The organism is Micromonospora sp. NPDC003944 (assembly GCF_053605225.1).
In genome coordinates this window covers 1-18,275 of the sequence record NZ_JBSGIV010000007.1, presented here as the reverse complement: position 1 = coordinate 18,275, position 18,275 = coordinate 1, and the positions used below count along the sequence as shown (strand labels likewise).

The 18,275-nt window shown below is 70.5% G+C and carries 18 protein-coding genes and 1 pseudogene; 14 read left to right on the top strand and 5 right to left on the bottom strand.

Translation table 11 applies throughout. From position 1 onward, the window contains the following. Positions 1–57: 57 nt before the first annotated feature. The 9 genes from clpB to ACWER9_RS04965 all read left to right on the top strand — a co-directional run bounded on the left by clpB (position 58) and on the right by ACWER9_RS04965 (position 8,296). Complete coding sequence (clpB, locus tag ACWER9_RS05005; protein ID WP_452300550.1) at positions 58–2,646, top strand: ATP-dependent chaperone ClpB; 2,589 nt, start codon at positions 58–60, stop codon at positions 2,644–2,646. Positions 2,647–2,771: 125 nt separating this feature from the next. Beyond that, positions 2,772–3,152 carry a hypothetical protein gene (locus ACWER9_RS05000; protein ID WP_452300549.1) on the top strand — a complete coding sequence of 127 codons (381 nt, stop codon included), beginning with the start codon at positions 2,772–2,774 and terminating at the stop codon, positions 3,150–3,152. 69 nt (positions 3,153–3,221) lie between these two features. Next, the gene (locus ACWER9_RS04995) at positions 3,222–4,076 is read left to right on the top strand and encodes a hypothetical protein (protein WP_452300548.1); all 855 of its coding nucleotides are present in this window, start codon (positions 3,222–3,224) and stop codon (positions 4,074–4,076) included. An 82-nt stretch (positions 4,077–4,158) separates the two neighbouring features. Next, positions 4,159–4,746: a DUF4178 domain-containing protein gene (locus ACWER9_RS04990; protein WP_452300547.1), complete on the top strand. Its 588-nt coding sequence runs from the start codon at positions 4,159–4,161 to the stop codon at positions 4,744–4,746. 92 nt (positions 4,747–4,838) lie between these two features. After that, complete coding sequence (locus tag ACWER9_RS04985; protein WP_452300546.1) at positions 4,839–5,603, top strand: hypothetical protein; 765 nt, start codon at positions 4,839–4,841, stop codon at positions 5,601–5,603. Between the two features lie 72 nt (positions 5,604–5,675). After that, entirely contained in the window at positions 5,676–6,332 is a 657-nt protein-coding gene (locus ACWER9_RS04980) for a hypothetical protein (protein ID WP_452300545.1), read from the top strand. Between the two features lie 10 nt (positions 6,333–6,342). Next, positions 6,343–7,152, top strand: a complete 810-nt coding sequence (locus ACWER9_RS04975) for an SDR family NAD(P)-dependent oxidoreductase (protein ID WP_452300544.1) — start codon at positions 6,343–6,345, stop codon at positions 7,150–7,152. Between the two features lie 169 nt (positions 7,153–7,321). After that, entirely contained in the window at positions 7,322–7,861 is a 540-nt protein-coding gene (pyrE, locus tag ACWER9_RS04970) for an orotate phosphoribosyltransferase (RefSeq protein WP_112586136.1), read from the top strand. 57 nt (positions 7,862–7,918) lie between these two features. After that, on the top strand, positions 7,919–8,296 hold the full coding sequence (locus ACWER9_RS04965) for an ArsR/SmtB family transcription factor (RefSeq protein WP_030332125.1): 378 nt from the start codon (positions 7,919–7,921) through the stop codon (positions 8,294–8,296). A gap of 169 nt (positions 8,297–8,465) precedes the next feature. Here the strand turns inward: ACWER9_RS04965 and ACWER9_RS04960 are convergent, their stop codons facing one another. Both ACWER9_RS04960 and ACWER9_RS04955 read right to left on the bottom strand, forming a co-directional pair. Then, positions 8,466–9,287, bottom strand: coding sequence for a DedA family protein (locus ACWER9_RS04960; RefSeq protein WP_452300543.1), 822 nt, complete (start codon positions 9,285–9,287; stop codon positions 8,466–8,468). Positions 9,288–9,418: 131 nt separating this feature from the next. Then, on the bottom strand, positions 9,419–11,002 hold the full coding sequence (locus tag ACWER9_RS04955) for an LPXTG cell wall anchor domain-containing protein (RefSeq protein ID WP_452300542.1): 1,584 nt from the start codon (positions 11,000–11,002) through the stop codon (positions 9,419–9,421). Between the two features lie 179 nt (positions 11,003–11,181). Here ACWER9_RS04955 and ACWER9_RS04950 point away from each other — a divergent pair, with 179 nt between their 5' ends. Further along, positions 11,182–11,661, top strand: a complete 480-nt coding sequence (locus tag ACWER9_RS04950) for a SigE family RNA polymerase sigma factor (RefSeq protein ID WP_238658999.1) — start codon at positions 11,182–11,184, stop codon at positions 11,659–11,661. A 2-nt stretch (positions 11,662–11,663) separates the two neighbouring features. Further along, positions 11,664–12,713 carry an LCP family protein gene (locus ACWER9_RS04945; RefSeq protein ID WP_452300541.1) on the top strand — a complete coding sequence of 350 codons (1,050 nt, stop codon included), beginning with the start codon at positions 11,664–11,666 and terminating at the stop codon, positions 12,711–12,713. Between the two features lie 61 nt (positions 12,714–12,774). Here the strand turns inward: ACWER9_RS04945 and ACWER9_RS04940 are convergent, their stop codons facing one another. Both ACWER9_RS04940 and ACWER9_RS04935 read right to left on the bottom strand, forming a co-directional pair. Beyond that, positions 12,775–14,358, bottom strand: coding sequence for an LPXTG cell wall anchor domain-containing protein (locus ACWER9_RS04940; protein WP_452300540.1), 1,584 nt, complete (start codon positions 14,356–14,358; stop codon positions 12,775–12,777). Between the two features lie 52 nt (positions 14,359–14,410). Beyond that, the gene (locus ACWER9_RS04935) at positions 14,411–14,623 is read right to left on the bottom strand and encodes a hypothetical protein (RefSeq protein WP_357348144.1); all 213 of its coding nucleotides are present in this window, start codon (positions 14,621–14,623) and stop codon (positions 14,411–14,413) included. 122 nt (positions 14,624–14,745) lie between these two features. Between ACWER9_RS04935 and ACWER9_RS04930 the strand changes: the two genes are divergently transcribed. Together ACWER9_RS04930 and fbaA are read left to right on the top strand one after the other, a co-directional pair. Continuing rightward, a complete protein-coding gene (locus tag ACWER9_RS04930; protein ID WP_452300539.1) occupies positions 14,746–15,129 on the top strand; it encodes a phage holin family protein in 384 nt (127 codons plus the stop codon). 134 nt (positions 15,130–15,263) lie between these two features. After that, a complete protein-coding gene (gene fbaA / locus ACWER9_RS04925) occupies positions 15,264–16,289 on the top strand; it encodes a class II fructose-bisphosphate aldolase (protein WP_452300538.1) in 1,026 nt (341 codons plus the stop codon). A gap of 49 nt (positions 16,290–16,338) precedes the next feature. Here fbaA and ACWER9_RS04920 read toward each other — a convergent pair whose 3' ends face one another. Next, positions 16,339–17,532, bottom strand: a complete 1,194-nt coding sequence (locus ACWER9_RS04920; RefSeq protein ID WP_452300646.1) for an LOG family protein — start codon at positions 17,530–17,532, stop codon at positions 16,339–16,341. 248 nt (positions 17,533–17,780) lie between these two features. Here ACWER9_RS04920 and ACWER9_RS04915 point away from each other — a divergent pair. Continuing rightward, positions 17,781–18,182 (top strand): annotated as a pseudogene (locus ACWER9_RS04915) (DUF3151 domain-containing protein); the annotation flags it as partial. Between the last annotated feature and the right edge of the window lie 93 nt (positions 18,183–18,275).

Sequence of the window (18,275 nt, the reverse complement as noted above, 5' to 3'; positions counted from 1 at the left end):
ATACGCTCAACTCTGGTTGTGTCCAATCCAGTGGACAACGCCGATCCGGGGGAGCCCATGAACACCGAAAAACTCACCACCAAGAGCCGCGAGGCCATCACGGGCGCTGTCGCGCTGGCCAACCAGCGTGGTCACGCCACCGTGGAGCCCTGGCACCTGCTGCTGTCACTCCTGGACACCGACGGCTCGACCGCCACCGGTCTGCTGCGCGCCGTCGGGGCCGACCCGACCGAGCTGCGCCAGACCGCCCAACGGGCGGTCGACAACCTGCCGGCCGCCCGCGGCTCCAGCATCGCCGAGCCGACGTTGGCTCGGGAGTTCGTCAACGCCATCGGCGCCGGCGAGCAGATCGCCCGACCGTTGGGCGACGAGTACACCTCCACCGAGCACCTGCTCGCCGGCCTGGCCCGGGTGGGCGGGGCGGTGTCCGGCGCACTGAAGACCGCCGGTGCCACCGAGGAGGCCCTGGTCGCCGCCTTTCCGACCGTTCGCGGCGGCGACCGTCGGGTCACCACCGCCGACCCCGAACAGACCTACCAGGCCCTGACCAAGTACGGCGTCGACCTCACCGCGAGCGCCCGGGACGGCAAGATCGACCCGGTCATCGGGCGGGACTCCGAGATCCGCCGGGTCATCCAGGTGCTCTCCCGGCGTACCAAGAACAACCCGGTGCTGATCGGCGAGCCCGGCGTCGGCAAGACCGCGATCGTCGAGGGCCTGGCCCAGCGGATCGTCACCGGCGACGTGCCCGAGTCGCTGCGCGACAAGAAGCTCATCTCGCTGGACCTCGGCGCGATGGTCGCCGGCGCGCAGTACCGCGGCCAGTTCGAGGAGCGGCTGAAGTCCGTCCTGGAGGAGATCAAGAACTCCAACGGGCAGGTCATCACGTTCCTCGACGAACTGCACACAGTCGTCGGCGCCGGCAAGGGCGAGGGCTCGATGGACGCCGGCAACATGCTCAAGCCGATGCTGGCCCGTGGCGAGCTGCGGATGGTCGGTGCCACCACGCTCGACGAGTACCGCGAGCACATCGAGAAGGACCCGGCACTCGAGCGGCGGTTCCAGCCGGTGCTCGTCGGCGAGCCGACGATCGAGGACACCATCGGCATCCTGCGGGGGCTCAAGGAGCGCTACGAGGTGCACCACGGCGTACGGATCACCGACGCCGCGCTCGTCGCCGCCGCCACGCTGTCCGACCGCTACATCACCGACCGGTTCCTGCCGGACAAGGCGATCGACCTCGTCGACGAGTCCGCGTCCCGGCTCCGAATGGAGATCGACTCCCGTCCGGTCGAGGTGGACGAGATCGAGCGGGCGGTCCGCCGCTTGGAGATCGAGGAGATGGCCCTGGCCAAGGAGCCGGACGCCGCCTCGGTCGAGCGGTTGGAACGGCTGCGCAAGGAGCTGGCCGACAAGCGCGAACAGCTCACCGTGCTCTCCGAACGGTGGCAGACCGAGAAGAGCCACATCACGAAGCTCTCCACCGCCAAGGAGGAGTTGGAACGCCTCGGCGGCGAGGCCGAGCGGGCCGAACGCGACGGTGAGCTGGAACGCGCCGCCGAGCTGCGCTACGGCCGGATCCCCGCCCTGAAAGTCGAGCTGAAGCAGGCCGAGGAGGAGCTGGCTCAGCTCCAGGCCGATGGCGCGATGCTCAAGGAGGAGGTCGGCGCGGACGACATCGCCGCGGTGGTCGCCTCCTGGACCGGCATCCCCGCCGGTCGGCTGCTGGAGGGCGAGACGGCCAAGCTGTTGCGAATGGAGGAGTCGCTCGGCGGCCGGGTGGTCGGCCAGGCCGAGGCGGTAGGCGCGGTCTCCGACGCGGTACGCCGTGCCCGGGCCGGGATCGCCGACCCTGATCGCCCGACCGGCAGCTTCCTCTTCCTCGGCCCCACCGGCGTCGGCAAGACGGAGTTGGCCAAGGCCCTCGCCGAGTTCCTCTTCGACGACGAGCGGGCGATGGTCCGCATCGACATGAGCGAGTACGGCGAGAAGCACTCGGTCGCTCGTCTGGTGGGCGCGCCGCCCGGATACGTCGGCTACGACGAGGGCGGTCAGCTCACCGAGGCGGTGCGCCGACGGCCGTACTCGGTGGTGCTGCTGGACGAGGTGGAGAAGGCCCACCCGGACGTCTTCGACGTGCTGCTCCAGGTGCTCGACGACGGCCGGCTCACCGACGGCCAGGGCCGCACCGTGGACTTCCGCAACGCGATCCTGATCCTCACGTCCAACCTCGGGTCGTCGGTGATCAGCGACCTGACCCTCGCCGACGAGCAGCGCCGGGAGGGTGTGCTGGCCGTGGTCCGGTCCCACTTCAAGCCGGAGTTCCTCAACCGGCTCGACGACATCGTGGTCTTCGCCTCGCTGCGCGGGGACGACCTGCGCTCCATCGTCGACATCCAGTTGGACCGGATGCGGCGGAGGTTGGCCGACCGCAGGCTGGGCATGGAGATCACCGACGCGGCCCGGGACTGGCTAGCCGAGCACGGTTACGACCCCATCTACGGTGCTCGCCCGCTCCGCCGCCTGGTCCAGACCGCAATCGGGGACCAGTTGGCCAAGGCCCTCCTCTCCGGCCAGATCCGAGACGGCCAAACGGTAAAGGTGGACCAAACCGAAACAGCAACCCTCTCAGTAACCCCCACCTAAACCCCGCCCCCCAACGCGGTGATCAAGAGGTTTGCGTCAGATTCGCGTCTTCTTTTGACGCAAATCTCTTGATCAACAGGGTGAGGCGGGGGTGGGGCGGGGGCGGACGGGGAAAGGGTGGAGGCATGTTCGGAATGCGGAAGGCTTGGGAGCGCGAATTGAGCGCCGCCGTCGACACGGTGGCGGCGGCTGACACGCTCGCCTTTGGTGGGGTGGGGATCGCGGGCACGCTGTTGCCGGTGACCGAGGCGTACGAGCGGGTCTCGGCCGCCCTGGACGACCACCCCGAGGAGGTACGCCGCCACCTCGACCGGGTGCTTGCCGGCGGCACACCCGCCGGCCGGGCGTACGCGGCCACGTTGCTGGAGCGGGTCGACCCGGAGGCCGCCCGAGCGGCGTGGACGTCGCTGCGGGACGATCCGAGCGAGTTGACCACCTTCGTCGGCTGCGTGATGGACCGGGAAGCGCTCGGCACGTACGCCAGTCGGCGGCTCACCGCAGCATGATCCATTCGCCGGTCGGCGCTGCCCGATCGGTTCTGCCGGTTGGTGACGACGCGCCGTACGTTGCGAGCCATGAGCCCGCCCGCCACCGTGCCGCGTCCGCCCCGCCCGGTGACCGTGACCATTGCCTTCTGGTTGCAACTGACCGTGGTGCTGGTGCTGCTCGGTCTGGCCGTGCTGACGGTGGCCGAGGCGGTGCACTTCGACGGCCAGATCGACCGGGCGGTACGACTGGTGCCGGACGCCGACCCGGAGGAGGTGGCTGGCGAGCGGCAGGGCAACGTCGCGATGACGCTGATCCTCGGCGTGCCGGCGGTGTTGCTCGCGGTCTGGCTGGCGGTCACCGCCGTCCCGGTCCGGCGGGGCGCCAACGTCGCGCGGATCCTGGTCTTCGTGGCCAGTGGCGCGCAGTTGCTGGTCTGCTTCGCGCAGTGCTGTTCCGGAGGGTTTCTCGTACCGCTGCTGACCGCGCCGGAGATCAGCGACGAGCCGCCACCGGACTGGGACGAAGAGTGGGAGACCTCGACGTTCTTCGACACGCTCTACTCCGGCACCGATCCCTGGGACGACCTTTTGTTCCCCGCGGCAGGGCTGGGTGTGCTCACCGTTCTCACCCTCTCCGCAGCCGTCACCCTGCTACTGGCGCTGCCGCCGGCGAACCGCTGGTTCGTGCCGCGTGCCGCGAACGAGGCGCTGCCCGGCCCTGCCTGGGTGATGCCCGTTCCCGCCCACGCCCCGACCGGTTACGGATACCCGCCAGTTCCGCTCGTGCCGGGCTTCCTGCCGCCGAATCAGCCGCTCCCACCCGGCTACCTGATCTGCCCCGACCCGGCCGCGCACCTGACGCCTGGCGCGCCGGGCACCTCACCAGCGCCGACCCGCCCGCCAACGGCGCCTCCGGAGGACGCACCCGACCGCCTTCGCTAGCTGAGCCGTGGGCCACAGCGCGGGTCTCCCTGGTGCCGAGGGTTGTTACCGTCTGCGCCGACGAACCTGGGGAGGTGGTCGGGTGGACGCGCTGGTGACGTGCCTGGTGGCGGCCTTTGCCGTACTCGCGGTGGTGGTTCTGCTCGTCGGGCGGGCCCGCCGGCGGGCGTCGGACCGGGCCGCGGGCCAGCCGGCGGAGTCGCCGCGTGGCGGCCCGCTGCGTCTGACCCTGGGCGACCGCGTGCGGATCCGTGAGCGGGAGTACGCGGTGAGCGCCACGATCCGCCTCGTCGAGGGCGACTGGAGCTGGGCGCAGCACGTGCTCGACGACGACTCCGGCACCCGCCACCGGCTCTCCGTGGAGAACGGCCTCGAACTCGAGCTGGTGCTCTGGACCGCCGAGCCGGGTGCCACCGTCACCCCGGGCGCCCCGACCATCGAGCTCGGTGGGCGGCGCTACACCTGGGCCGAGACCGGGCAGGCGCGGTACACCGCCATCGGGGAGACCGAGCTGCCGCCGACCGGCACCATGCGCTACCACGACTACCAGTGCGGTGCCGCCGCACGGCTTTCCTTCGAGGCGTACGGCGAGGAGGGCTGGCGGGTGGCCCGCGGTCGCCTGCTCGACCCCGCCGACCTGACGATCCGCCCCGCTCCCGAGGCTCGCTGAGCCGGAACGGGCGGGCGCGCCGGGCTCGTCACGGCATGCCGAACTGGCCGGTTGTCGATACGGTGTGGGCGCGATCTTAGGGAAGGAGAATCGTGGTCGATCCCCAGAGCACGCCGGCCCGTCAGCGGCCATCCATTGTGTCGATATCCAGTTACCTGCTCTTCCTGTTCCTGGCGCTCCAGGTGATCAGTCTGATCATCACGCTCAGCACCTTCGGCAAGACGCGGGACGCGCTCCGCGCGGCGTACGAGGGCAGCAGCACCGACGGTGACCAGGTGGCGGACGTCTTCGCCGCCGTCGGCATCGGCGGCAGCATCGTCCTGCTGCTGCTCGCGGTCGTGCTCGGTGTGCTGGCGCTCTTCAACAACCAGGGCCGCAACGGCGCCCGGATCACCACCTGGATCGTCGGCGGCATCATGGTCTGCTGCGTCGGCGGCGGCCTGCTCAGCAACGCGGCCGGCGGTTTCAACGCCGGTGGCGGTGGGACCGGCAACGGGCCGAGCCCGGAGGAGATCCAGCGCCGTCTGGAGGAGGCACTTCCCTCCTGGGTCACCCCGGTCAGCATCCTGCTCGGTGTGCTCGGCCTGATCGCGCTGATCACGGCACTGATCCTGCTGGCGCTGCCGAAGGCGAACCCGTTCTTCCGCAAGCAGGCAGCCGGCTGGGAGCCGCCCACCCCGGGTGCCAGCTACCCCGGCCAGCCGCAGGCGCCGGGTCAGCCCGGTTACCCGCAGGCGTCCGGTGAGCCGGGCTATCCGTCGAGTGGGGAGCCGAGCTACCCGCCGCCGGCCGCGAACCGGCCGGACGACACGCCGCCTACGGACCGGCCCGGGTCAAACCCGCCGCCCACCAGCTGACGGCCGGATAAGCACGACGCCGACGGTCCCTCCGAGTAGGTTGCAACCCGACGCCTACCGGAGGGATTCGTCGTGTCGTACCCAGAATCGGCACCGGCCCGCCGGCCCGCCCTCGTTTTGTCGGCCGCGACCGTGCTGGTGGTGATGGCGGTCGCCGCGCTCGCGTACGCCGTGGTCGACCTCGTGGTGCTCGGCGGGACTGTCGACGCGTTCCGCTCCGCCGCCCGCGACACCTCGGCGAGCCCGGAGCAGATCGACGACGTGGTGACTCTGCTCCGCGCGTCGGCGGTGCTGTCGGCGGTGGTGGCGGTGCTCTCCGCGCCGCTGCTCGCCGGCTTGGCCCTCGGGCTGCTGGCCGGTCGCAACGGCGTCCGGGTGGCGACCTGGGTGGTCAGCGGGCTCGGCCTGCTCGCCGGCTGTTGCAGCGTCGCGGTGGTCGTCGGCGAACGGGCCGCGCCACTGCGACTGGGCTCTGGCGACCAGGCCCTCGCCGAGTTGCTCGGCCTGGTCGGCGACGCGTACCCGTCCTGGTGGATCCCGCTCAACGCCGGGGTTTCCGTCGCACAGGGGCTCGGTTACCTTGTAGTAGCTTTGCTGCTGGCGCTGCCGGCGGCGAGTCGCTGGTTCGGTCGCCATCGTCCGATGACGCCGACCGCACCGCCGATGTTCACGCCCGCCCCGCACCAGCCCCTGTCGGCGCCGCCCGCGCCCCCGTACCCGCCCAGGTGAGGACCACCCCGTGACGCTCGACCCCACGACCGCCGAGCGCCGAGCCCTGATCACCGGGGCCACCGCCGGCATCGGCGCGGCGTTCACCCGGCGGCTGGCCGCCGACGGCTGGCATCTGGTGCTTGTTGCCCGCGACGCCGCACGGCTGACCGAGTTGGCCGCCGAGCTGGGCTCCGCGTACGGCCGCGAGGTGGAGACGATTCCCGCGGATCTGTCCACCGACGACGGCTGCGCTGTCGTGGAGCAGCGGCTAGCCGAGGGCGGCCCGGTGCACCTGCTTGTCAACAATGCGGGGATCAGTCTGAACAAACCGTTCCTGCGCTCCACCGCCGAGGACGAGGCACGACTGTTGCGGCTCAACGTGCACGCGGTCATGCGGCTGACCCTGGCGGCGCTCCGGCCGATGACCGAACGGCGAAATGGGGCAGTGATAAATGTCTCTTCGGTCGCCGGGTTCGGCACGGCGATGCCGGGCTCGACATACTCCGCCAGCAAGGCGTGGGTCACCAACTTCAGTGAGTCCGTCGGCCAGTCGGCGCGCCCGTTCGGCGTTCAGGTGATGGCCCTCTGCCCCGGTTACACGCGCACGGAATTCCACAAGCGGGCCGGCATCAACATGTCCAAGACGCCGGAGTGGCTGTGGCTGCGGGCCGAGGATGTGGTCGACGAAGCCCTGCGTGACCTGCGCAAAGGCAAGATGGTCAGCATCCCGGCGTGGAAGTACAAGCTGGCTGTCGCCGGCATGCGACACGCGCCGCGACGGCTGCTCCAGGCGGTCGCACGGGACACCCGTGGTCGGATCGGTCGCGACGAGCGCTGAGCCCGGACGGGCCCACCGACCCCGGGTGGACGGCGGTACGGCGTTGGCGCGCCGCTATCAGGCCAGTCGCTGAGCGTAGTCGAACATCGCCACTCATCGGTTTCCCGTGGGGCTGATCAGGGTGGACCCCGCACACGGCGTTCAGAGTTGCGCAGTAACCTCTATCGCCATGGGGGACCACGACGACCTGCGTAAATTCATTACCGACCTGGCCGTGGTCCACGGCCGGGTCGTGCTCTCGTCGGGGCGCGAGGCAGACTGGTACGTGGATCTGCGCCGCGTCACGCTCCATCACCGGGCCGCTCCTCTGGTCGGCCGGGTGTTGCTCGACCTCACCGCCGATTGGGAGTTCGACGCGGTCGGGGGCCTCACCCTGGGCGCGGACCCGGTCGCGCTCTCGATGCTGCACGCCGCCGCTCCGACCGGGCGGGCCCTGGACGCCTTTGTGGTGCGCAAGGCGGGCAAGGCCCACGGTCTTCAACGGCGGATCGAGGGACCGGAGGTGGCCGGCCGCCGTGTGTTGGCGGTGGAGGACACATCCACGACGGGCGGAAGTGTCTTGACCGCTGTCGAGGCGCTTCGCGAGGCCGGGGCGGAAGTCGTGGGCGTGGTGGTTATTGTTGATCGAGGCGCCGGCGACGCGGTGCGAGCCGCCGGATTGCCGTACCGGGCGGCCTATACGTTGGCTGACCTCGGCCTTGTGGCGTAAAAGTCTGCCGATTCGGATCTGCTGATATGCAGGCGGATCGATGCTGCTGGTGGAAGGATGGAATACGTGGGAACTGCGTTGGCCGAAATGACTATGCCTCAGATCTCGCCGCTAAACGGCGAGCCGATCGAACGTGCCGATGCCGAGCGTCTCGCCGGGGTCCTCAAGGCCCTTGCTGATCCTGCTCGGTTGCGGCTGCTCAGCCTGATCCAGTCGGCCCCCGAGGGCGAGGCGTGCGTCTGTGACCTGACCGCGCCGCTCGGCCTCTCTCAGCCGACGGTCAGTCATCACCTGCGTATCCTCACCGAGGCGGGCTTGTTGCAGCGGGAGAAGCGCGGTGTCTGGGCGTACTACAGCCTGGTCCCGAGTGCGATCGCGACGATCGCCGACCTGCTGACCCCGCCGCGTAAGCGAGCCACCAAGAAGGCCCGTTGACGTAGGCACCATCCGCCGTCCCGAGTCGGGGCGGCGTCCGGCGGCGAGCCAGGGGTGGCGCCACCGGATGGTTGACACCTGCTCGTCCCCGGTCGCGCACCACCGGAGGCCGGGTTCGACATGCCGACGGCCGACCCCCACTGCAGGGGGCCGGCCGTCGTCGTACCTCTCAACGGTCCTGACCGTGCTCCGGGCGCTGACGACCGTGCTGGTGCCCGTCGTGGTCGAACGCCTCGCGGGCTGCCTCCACCGCGCCGGCCGCGCTTGCCGCCGCGACCACCGCGACCGCCTCGCCGCGCTTACGAGCCCGCCGGTCGCGCAGGAACTCGAAGAAGATCGGCAGCACCGAGATCACGATGATCAGGGCCACCACCGGCAGGATGTAGTGGTCGATCTTGTCGCCGATGGCCTGGTAGATCTGCTCGGCCAGCAGGTAGCCGATCAGCAGGATGCCGTCCACCCAGAGCACCGCGCCGACGATGTTCCAGAGCAGGAACTTCCTGGCCGGCATGCCGAGTGCGCCCGCGACCGGGTTGAGGAACGTCCGGACGATCGGAATGAAGCGCGCCAGCACGACAGCCTTCGCCGGGCCGAACTTCTGGAAGTAGTACTCCGCCTTCTCGACGTACTCCTTCTTGAAGAGCCGGGAGTTGGGCCGCTCGAACATCGGCCGGCCGTACCGAGCGCCGAGCCAGTGCCCCAACTGGGCGCCGACGATCGCGCAGATCGGCCCACCGATCAGCAGGCCGGCAAGGGAGAGGCGGGTGCCGTCGCCGAAGATCGCGTCCGCCACCGGCGACGAGGCGACCCCGGCGAGGAACAGCAGCGAGTCACCGGGGAAGAAGAAGCCCACCAGCAGGCCGGTCTCGGCGAACAGGATCACCCACACGCCGATCAGCCCGAAGGTCTGCAACAGATCCTTGGGGTCGAGCGGGTTCAGGGCGACGCTCTCCAGGAGAGCGCGGGTCTTCTCAGCTGTGTCCACGGCCACAAAGGGTACCGAAGCCCAGGGCCCCGGCCGCGCCGGACCGGCTCGTCACCACCCGCCCGCGCAGCGAGGCTCGACGACGGCGCCCCGCCGACCCGGGTGGGTCGACGGGGCACCTGTGGAGCGGGGTTCGATCAGGCGACGAAGCGGGTCCGGCGGCGCTTGGCCACCAGGTAGCCACCGGCGCCCGCGGCGAGCAGCAGCGCGCCGATGCCGGCGATCAGGCCGGTGGACTGACCGGTGATCGGCAGCGACGGGCCGTCACCGTCACCGTCACCGTCACCGCCGCCACCGCCCGTGCCGCCGGTCGCGTTCACCAGGATCTTGGCGACGTCGTTGGCGGGCTTCAGGTCGTCGTAGAAACCGCCGTCGCACTGACACGGCAGGTTGATCTTGACGGCACCAGTGTCGTTCGGAACGACCTTGTCGATTCGAAGCGTGAACTCGGCAGTCTCCTGGTCGCCGGCCTTGATGAACGGCGTTGGGTAACAGCCGTAGACCCGGCCGCCCGGCTGACCCGGCTCGCCCCACTCCTCACCGTTGATCGGGAAGCAGAATTCCGGAGCCGCCACCGCCGTGGTGTTCTTCGGGATCTCCACGTTCATGTGGGTGACCGCCGAGCCGCCTCGGCTGCGGTCCAGCGTTGCCGGTCCGTTGTTGCGGAAGCCGACGGTGACCTCGACCTCGTCGCCCTTCTTGCCCGTGGCGTTGTCGCCGATCGCCTGGAGGTCGGTGCCGTTCTTGCCGGTCACCTTGACCACAAGGCTGGACCAGTTGTTGTCCGGCTCGGTGTCGGCCTGGGCGCCCCGAGCCCCGGCCTTCGCGGGGAGCTTGGCGAGGGAGAGCTTCCCGTCGGTCCCCGGCTTGCCCACCGAGACACCCATGCTGTCGAGATACGCGTCGAAGTCCTCGAACTCCGCAGGCGTCATCCAGCTGATCTCGCCGTACTCCGAACCCGGGGCGTACGAGTCTTCGCCGACCCGATAGGCGAGGCTGGCGCCGTAGGTGGCACCCGGCGCGAGGTCGTCGTCGAAGTGACAGCTACGCAGCTCGTCGTCCACGTAGGTGCAGTTGCTGTAGTGCTTGTCCGCGCGGATGCCGTAGTCGTTGTAGAAGATGACGCTCGCACCCTTGGCGGTCGTCTCGCCGGAGTTGCTCACCTCGACTGCCGCGGTGAACGTGCCGCCGGGCGCCGCCGACTTCTCGATCTCCGGCCCGGCGGCGAGGTCGACACCCTCACCCACACGGATCTTGGCGTCGTGGCTGATGGAGTCGAAACCGGCGGCGCTTAGCGTCACCTTGAGGGTGCCCGCATCCCCGTCCTTCGCGCCCTTGGCGGGCACGATGACGACGGGGGCGACACCGCCGAGGCCCCACTCCTCCACACCGATCTCAAAGGGATCGGCGCAGAGCAGGACGCCCTTTTCGGGGGTCGTGCAGTACTCGGACGGCGTCTCCGCCGCAACGGTGATCTTGCCTGCCAGGTCACGGTAGTCGTAGCGAACACTAACGTCGCGGAGCACGACCGGAGCGCTGCTGTAGATGGTCGTGGAATCCACCTTGCCGGCGGAATCGGTCGCGATGGTCGTGTCACCGAAGTACAGGCCCAGCTTGACGGGCGCTTCTTCAACGGCGACGGCGGGGGTGGCGGAGGCGGCGACGAGCGCGCCTGCGACGCCCAGCCCGGCGAGCCAGCGCCGGGTGGAGTGCTTGAGCATGGGGTTCCCTCGTGTCAGGGGACGAAAGGTGAAGCCAGCGGATCTTAAGAAACAGCTAAGGTTCCCGCCGCCCGCCCCGGCCCCCGAGCGCGGATATTGGCCGAACGGTTGATCAATCTTGCCGCAATGTTTCGCCTGCCCACTCCCGTCATCTGAGGCAGGAGCCCCCGGGAGGTGCAGTGACGTACGAGGAGTTCGCGGACACGCGGCTGGCCCCGCTACTGCGGTATGCGGTGATGCTCACCGGCGATCCGCACCAGGCTCAGGATCTGGTCCAGGAGACCATGGTCCGGGTCCAGCTCAACTGGCGTCGGGTCGCCCGCGCCGACTCGCCCGAGCGTTACGTACGCCGAATGCTCACCAACCAGTACGTCGACTGGCGGCGCGGCTCGTGGGTCCGCCGGGTGCTGCTGCGCGGTGAGCCCGACGCGTCGGTGCCGGTGCCCACCGACCATGCCCAGTCCGCCGTGGACCGGGACCAGATCTGGTCCTGGCTGTCCCGGCTGCCGCGCCGGCAGCGGGCCGCTCTGGTGCTGCGTTACTACGAGGACCTGCCCGACGTCGAGATCGCCGACATCCTCGGCTGCGCCGTCGGGACCGTCCGTTCGTCCATCTCCCGAGCCCTGGCAACGCTCCGGGCCGAGTACGTGGAGGCGTGAAGATGATCGAGGATGACCTGCGTGCCGCGTTCGCCCGGCACGAGCCGTTGACGCCGGCGACCGGCCCACTGCGGGCCGCGATAGACCGGCTCGCCGCTAGCCGCCGTCGCCGCCGGCAGCGGTTCCAGGCCGCCGGCGTCACGCTCGCCCTGCTCGCCGCGCTCGGAGTCGGGATGCCGCAGCTGCGCCCCGATCGACAGGCCGAGGGCCCGTCGCCGTCCGGTCAGCCGGCTGGCGCGCTGAATGTCCTGCTGCTCGGTGTGGACGGGTTCGGCGACGAGCCGCCGTACCGGTTGGCGGACTCCGTCCTGCTCGTGCACATCCCGGCGGACCGGAGCCGCCCGTACCTCATCTCGTTGCCGCGCGACCTGGAGGTGCCGATCCCCGGGCGGGGGGCCGACAAGCTCAACAGCGCGTTCTACAGCGGCGCCGGCGACCAACGGCCCGACCTGGACGCCGGCTACGACCTGACCCGCCAGGTGGTCGCCGACCTGACCGGGGTACGCATCGACGCGGGCGCGGTGCTGACCTTCTCCGGGTTGCGCCGGATCACCGACGCCGTCGACGGGGTGGAGGTCTGCCTGCCGAAGGAGGTTCGTTCCTGGCACACCCGGCGGGTCTTCCCGGCCGGTTGTCAGCGACTCGACGGAGCCTCCTCGGTCGACCTGCTGCGGCAACGGCGGTACCTGCCCGACGGCGCGTTCGACCGGGACCGTAACGCCCAGCGCTACGTCGCCGGGCTGATCCGGGGGGCGGTCGCCCAGGACGTGCTGAGCAACCCGGTCCGGCTCGCGGCGCTGCTGTCGGCGGCCGGCAAGGGTATGGCGTTCGACGACGACGGCCTGCCGTTGACCAGGCTGGTGGCGGTGTTACCCGAGCTGAAGAGCCTCGATCCGGTGGGGCTCAGCCTGCCGGTCGGCCCGTCGTCGGGCAACACCGCGCGGCTGTCGTTGGACCCGAAGCAGGGCCCGGAGTTCTTCGCCGCGCTGAGCGGGGATCGGTTGGCGCAGTGGGTGGCGCAGCACCCGGAGCAGGTCAACCCCACCCGGTGATCGCGCCGGCACCCCGCCGGCCCGGTACGGGTCGACGGGGTGCCGGTCAGGCGGACCGGGGTCAGGCGTCGAGGTGGGTGGTGCGGCGGCGGGCGAGCAGGTAGCTGGCCACACCGCTGACGAGCAGCAGGAAGCCGATGCCGGCGATCGTGCTGGTGGGGGTGCCGGTGATGGGCAGCGAACCACCGTCATCGCCACCGTCGCCGCCACCATTGCCCCCGCCGTCGTCGCCGCCGTCACTGCCACCCTGGGCCACGTTCACCACGATGGTGGCGCTGTCGTTTGCCGGTTTGGTGTCGTCCTGGAAGCCGCCGCCGGCGGGGCACTCGCACGGCGCGTTGACCCGTACCGCACCTCGGGCGTTGGGGATGACCTTGTCGATGCGCAGCCGGAACGTCACGGTGTAGGTCTGCCCGGCCACCAGGAGCATCTCCGAGGCGCACAGGTAACCGCGGGTGCCCTGCCGCACCTGGCAGGTGTCGGGGACCTCGACGGCGGTCGTGCCCGGCGGCAGATCGACGGCGGTGTGGGTGGCGGCCTCGTAGTCTTCGTTGGTCCGGTCGAGCGTCGCCGGGCCGTTGTTCCGGAAGCCGACGGTCGCCGTGACGACCGCGCCGGCCGTGCCCTTGAGCGTGGCGCCGATCGCCGCGAGGTCGGTGCCGTTGGTGCCGGTGGCCTTGACGGTCCACCCGGTGTGGTCGTTGCCCGGCCGGACGTCGGTCTGGTCGGCCTGCCGCATCCTGCCGGGTGCCTCGGTCAGAGTCAGTTTCGGGCCGTTGCCGGGGGTGGCCGTCCGTGCGCCGACGGCGTTCCGCACCCGGGTCAGGTCCTCGAAGTCGGCCACGGTCATGAACTGGGCGTAGCCGGACTGGTTGGTGGGCGCGTAGGTGTCCGCAGCGAGTTCGAGGTTCAGCGTGGCGACCAGGCCGGTGCCCACCGGTATCTCCTCGTCGAACTGGCAGGAGACCAGGTGGTCGTCGGAGTAGCGGCAGTTGCTGAACCGGTCCTCGGTCCGGATCGAGTAGGGAAGGTCGAAGACCGCGACGAACCCGGTGACGGTCTTGTCGCCGGCGTTGGTCACGGCCAGCGGCACTGTGAACGCCCCGCCCGGCTTCGAGGAGACAGTGGTGAACGGCCCGCCGGCCAGGTCGACCCCCTCACCGACCCGGACACGCGAGGTGTAGTTGCCGCGCCGTCCGCCGGCTGCCTCGAAGCTGACCGCGACATCGCCGGAGTCGCCGAGCTGCGCATCGTCGGTGGCGGCGACGAGTACCTGCTTTGCCCCGTTGCGGTAGATCCCGCTGCCGGGCGGCGCCGTCTCGTACAGGACGATCTCGTCGGGCTCCTCGCAGACGAGGACGCCCGGCTCCGGGGCGGTGCACTTCTGGCCGTTGGCGGGGGCAATGGTGATCTTGTTGGCCAGCGAGCGGTAGTCGTACCGCACGGAGACGTCGGTGAGGACCGTCGGCTCGTCGGCGTACAGCGACAGGGCGCGGGACGTCGGCGTCGCGCCGATGGCGAGGGTGGCGTCCTGGAAGTACGGCTCGACGGCAACCGCGGCGGCGACGGCGGGGGTGGCGGAGGCGGCGACCAGCGCGCCAGCGGCTCCGAGCCCGGTCAGCCAGCGGAGCGAGTGCTTGAGCATGGGTCCTCCCGTGGGGGCTCTGACGCGACGGGCAGCCGGCCCGGCGGCGGGATCAGCGGTAGTCGTCCTCGTCCCCGGTGACCACCCGGGCCTGCTCCATCGCGTCCCAGTCGCCGACCTCCAGGCCGCGGTGCGGCTCACTGTCGACGTCGGCGGGGCCGGCGACAGTGGCCTGCTCGACCGCATCGGCCGGGTTCGCCTCGGGGTCGCGTTCGTTCGGCGCCAGGTGGTCGCCGGGGGTGAAGTCCTCGTCGGGCTGACCCATCGTCCCTCCCGGGGTCTCGGGGCACGGTTGCACACACCGTACGGGCTGAGAGGGCGCGCCGCCCGCAAGCGGAGTAGGCGGAATCAGCCCTCGGCGAGGCGACCCGGTGCCAGGATGGGGCCGTGGGCTTCCTCATCAGACTGGCGATCACTGCGGTCGCGTTGTGGATAACCACGCTGATCGTGCCCGGGGTCGACGTGCACGGCCGCTCGGGCGGCAACACCGTCCTCACCCTTATCGTGGTGGCGCTGATCTTCGGCGTGATCAACGCGGTGCTCAAGCCGGTGATCCGGGTCGTCGGCTGCGTGTTCTACCTCCTGACCCTGGGGCTGTTCGCGCTTGTGGTCAACGCGTTGCTGTTCCTGCTCACCGACCGGATCGCCCGCGGGCTCGACCTGCCGTTCCAGGTGGACGGATTCTGGCCGGCGTTCTGGGGAGCCATCGTGATGACCGTGGTGACCTGGCTGATCAGCGTCATCGTGCCGGACAAGCTGGACCGGCGGTGAGCGGCTGGCACCGGGTCGGTTGTTCCGACGCCGCTCACCTACGGGATACTTCCGGCGGAGGACAGCGCGGTCCGGCGCACACATGAAGAACAGCGGCCAGCACGGCCGAGAGTGGTAAGTAAGGAGCGCATCACATGCCCATCGCTTCCCCCGAGGCTTACGCGGAGATGCTCGACCGCGCCAAGGCCGGCCGGTTCGCGTACCCCGCGATCAACGTGACCTCCTCCCAGACGCTGAACGCGGCGCTCAAGGGCTTCGCCGACGCCGAGAGCGACGGCATCATCCAGGTCTCCACCGGTGGCGCCGAGTACCTCTCCGGCCCCTCGATCAAGGACATGGTCACCGGCGCGGTGGCATTCGCCGCGTACGCGCACGAGGTGGCCAAGAAGTACTCGGTCAACATCGCGCTGCACACCGACCACTGCCCGAAGGACAAGCTGGACAAGTTCGTCCGTCCGCTGATGGGCATCTCGCAGGAGCGGGTGAAGCGCGGCGAGGAGCCGCTGTACCAGTCGCACATGTGGGACGGTTCTGCCGTGCCGGTCGCGGAGAACCTCCAGATCGCCGCGCAGCTCCTCGACGAGGCCGCCAAGGCCAAGATCGTCCTCGAGATCGAGGTCGGCGTCGTCGGTGGCGAGGAGGACGGCGTCGAGAACGCCATCAACGACAAGCTCTACACCACCACCGACGACGGGCTGGCCATGGTCGAGGCGCTCGGCCTCGGCGAGAAGGGCCGCTACATGGCGGCGCTGACCTTCGGCAACGTGCACGGCGTCTACAAGCCGGGCAACGTCAAGCTGCGTCCGGAGATCCTCAACCAGATCCAGGAGGCGGTCGGCGCCAAGTACGGCAAGGACAAGCCGCTCAGCCTGGTCTTCCACGGCGGCTCGGGCTCCCTGCTCAGCGAGATCCGCGAGGCTCTGGACTACGGCGTGGTGAAGATGAACATCGACACCGACACCCAGTACGCCTTCACCCGTCCCGTCGCGGACCACATGCTCCGCAACTACGACGGCGTGCTGAAGATCGACGGCGAGGTCGGCAACAAGAAGCAGTACGACCCGCGCGCCTGGGGCAAGGCCGCCGAGGCCGGCCTGGCAGCGCGCGTCGTCGAGGCCTGCGAGCACCTCCGCTCGACCGGCACCACGACGACCAAGTAACGGCGTCCCGACCACGGCCGGCTCCCCACTCGGGGGCCGGCCGTCGTCGTCAGGCCGTCAGCAGGCGTACGGCCTCCCGCACGTCGTCGGTCAGGTGGATCGTCGCCGCCAGGTCACCGAACGGGGACGCGGCCAGCAGCGGGCGCAGCAGCGCCTCCACCGGCAACTCCTGGGTCCAGTAGGCGCGGTCCAGGAAGACGTACGCCCCGCTGGCACCGTCGGTGCCGTAGTAGGTCTTGGTGGCCGCCTGGAACACCTCCTGCACCGTGCCCGCCCGCCCGGGCGCGAAGACGATGCCGCCCCGGGCGAGGCGCAGGATGGTGTCCTCCCGGATCGCGTTCGAGAAGTACTTCGCGATCCGCCCGGCGAACAGGTTCGCCGGCTCGTGCCCGTACAGCCAGGTCGGGATGGCCAGACCACCCGCACGCGCCCAGCCCAACTCGTCGCCACGCTGCCGGGGTATCCCCGCGTACCGCTGCCGGACCGTCAGCGCGGTGGCCGTGTACCGCTGGTGGTCGGTGAAGTCGGGGGCGGTGGCCAGCAGGTCGATCGCGGCCGTCACCTCGGTCGCCGAGCGGTCGGCCAGGTAAGCGCCGAGGTTCGCGGCCTCCATCACCCCGGGGCCGCCGCCGGTCACCACCAGCCGGTCGGCCCGCGCCAGCTCCCAACCCAGCACGGCCGCCATCCGGTACGCGGGGCTGCCCCGCCGTACCGCATGGCCGCCCATGATGCCCACCACCGACTGCGGCCCGTACGCGGCCAGCCACGCCCGGGTGGCGTCGGCAAGCGCGTTGTCCACGCCGTGGTCGTGCAGCCGCTGACCCAGCGCCTCCTTGACGTCCGGCAACGCGCCGCCGTGCGCCCGGTAGTGGTCGTACACCCGGGTGTCGTACATCCCGGCGAACCCGCCCTCGGCGAACCCGGCGGCCAGGTCGTCCGGGGTGTAGAGGTGCGTCGGCTGGGTCGGGTACGGCAACCCGGAGAACGGCGGCACCACGTTCGCGCCGCGCCGGACCAGATCGGCGCCGACGTCCCGGGACGCGAACCGGCAACCGACGAAGAGGGTGCCGGCGACGTCGACGCCGGTCAGGTCGGGCACCGGCGCCAGGTCGAGCCGCAGGCCCTGCACGGTCAGCCCGGTCAGCCGACCGGTGGCCAACTGCCTGTCGAACTCGGCCCGGGTCTGGATCTCACCGGCGTGCAGGTGCGGTTCGATGACGTCTGCGGGAGGTGGGGTCGGCACCGGGCCATCCTGCCCGTCCGCCGTGGCCGGCGAAACCTCGGGCCCGGGTAGGACGGACAGGAGCCCGGTGGTCGTGGCCACCGGGCTCCTGCTTAACCGGTTCCTGGGGAGGCTCCGGACCATTAGTTGTAGTGGAAAACACCAGGCTCCGGCATAGGCCGCAGGCGTGACCAACTCCTCAGCCGTTCAGCGGGACACGTCGGCCGACCCGCTCGCGTGTCGCCCTGTCCAGCGGGTTGAATGGGGCGATGCAGAACCTTTTGCCAGAGCCACCGGCCACCCGCCTGCCCGCGAACGACGAGGCCGACGCCGCCCTGGCCGCCGCCGCCGAGGCCGGCACCGACGAGGCGTACGCCAACGTGGCGGCCGGCTTCCCGACCTACAGCGCGGCCTGGGCGGAGCTCGCCGCGCGGGCCTTCGCGCAGGGCCAGGTGGTGACGGCGTACGCGTACGCCCGCACCGGCTACCACCGGGGCCTCGACCAGCTGCGTCGCAGCGGGTGGAAGGGGCACGGCCCGGTGCCGTGGTCGCACGAGCCCAACCGGGGCTTCCTCCGCTGCCTGTACGTGCTGTCCCGGGCGGCCGACGAGATCGGCGAGGCCGACGAGGCGGCCCGCTGTGCCCAGTTCCTGCGTGACTGCGACCCGGCCCAGATCAGCCCGGACGACGTGTCCGGCCCCAGTGCGGCGCCACTGGCGAGCAGACCCACCAGGCCCAGCCAGATGAGCAGGTGCGCGCCGCGT